The following is a 1,172-nucleotide window of genomic DNA, read 5'->3' as shown; positions in this document are numbered from 1 at the left end:
AGGGCCTTCTTGAGCGCAAGCGTCGCGGCATTGATGGCTTCGGCTGTCATCGGGCCGCTGCCAAACTGCTCAAGCAGCTCGGCGGGAATCGCCGGCAGATCGCCCGGCTTGTTCTTTGGTTTGCGAGGCATAAACCCTCCTTGAGGGCATGTTATGCCTTGAACACGAAATTACTGACAGGCCCCACTTGGCGGTCTGCCGTGCCGCTGTCGAGCTCTGAGCTCGGGGCGCCGAGCAAAAAGCTTCATGCGTCGAGCTCCGAGCTCGGGCTGCCGAGCAAAAAGCTCCATGTGTCGAGCTCTGAGCTCGGGGCGCCGAGCAAAAAGCTCCATGCGTCGAGCTCTGAGCTCGGGGTGCCGAGCAAAAAGCTCCGTGTGTCGAGCTCTGAGCTCGGGGTGCCGAGCAAAAAGCTCCATGTGTCGGGCTCTGAGCTCGGGGCGCCGAGCAAAAAGCTCCATGCGTCGAGTTCTGAGCTCGGGCTGCCGAGAAAATAGCTCCGCGTGTTGAGTTTGGAATTTGGAACTGGTGGTTTGATGGGGTGGCGCGGCGGCGCAGCGCTTGTTTCTCCCCCTGCCGGGGGCGACTCACTTTCTTTGTCTTGCCAAAGAAAGTAAGCAAAGAAAGGCGCGCCCGAGATGGCGACTTCCCCTTGGATTTTTGTAACCGGGCGGAGACGGGGAAAACTCGCTTCGCTCAGACAGTTCCCCGTCTTTTTTCCGCCCGCTTACAAAAATCCAAGGCGCCATCAAGGGCAGGAACGTCAACGGCCACACCGACGGTGTGCTGGCCTGGGTGGCACTGGTTTGCTGCTGTTGTTGCTCGCTTTGCTGCTCGCTTTGCTTCGCGTTGTGTTGGTGGTGCCTGCTGCACGGGTGATCGATGGTTTGGCCTTTGACGTTCCTGCCCTATGCGGCGCCTTGAATTTCTGTTGCAAGGAGGAAAAAGAGGGGAGGCCTGTCTGAGCGCAGCGAGTTTGCCTCCCCTCCCTCCTTGCGACATAAATTCAATGTGGTGGTCAAGTAATTTCGGACACGTCGCTAGGTTGTTTCGCTGTTCGTTTGGCCTCGTAGGCGCAGGGCGACAGGTAGCCCAAGGTTGAGTGCAAACGCACGGGGTTATAGAAGCCGACGATGTATTGGGCGATGTCGCATCGCGCCTCGTCATGGTTGGCA

1 protein-coding gene and 1 pseudogene are annotated in these 1,172 nt (G+C 58.7%); both read right to left on the bottom strand.

Annotation, left to right across the window (positions count from 1 at the left end):
- Nucleotides 1-131, bottom strand: a pseudogene (locus R2676_RS26125) (IS256 family transposase); the annotation flags it as partial.
- Nucleotides 132-1,015: 884 nt separating this feature from the next.
- On the bottom strand, nt 1,016-1,172 hold a 157-nt coding region (locus R2676_RS26240), incomplete at its 5' end, for an IS3 family transposase (RefSeq protein WP_410482511.1).

The organism is Ralstonia flatus (genome assembly GCF_958439105.1).
Lineage (GTDB): Bacteria > Pseudomonadota > Gammaproteobacteria > Burkholderiales > Burkholderiaceae > Ralstonia > Ralstonia flatus.
The sequence above is the reverse complement of the archived record's forward strand: the minus strand, read 5'-3'. Positions and strand labels throughout refer to the sequence as shown.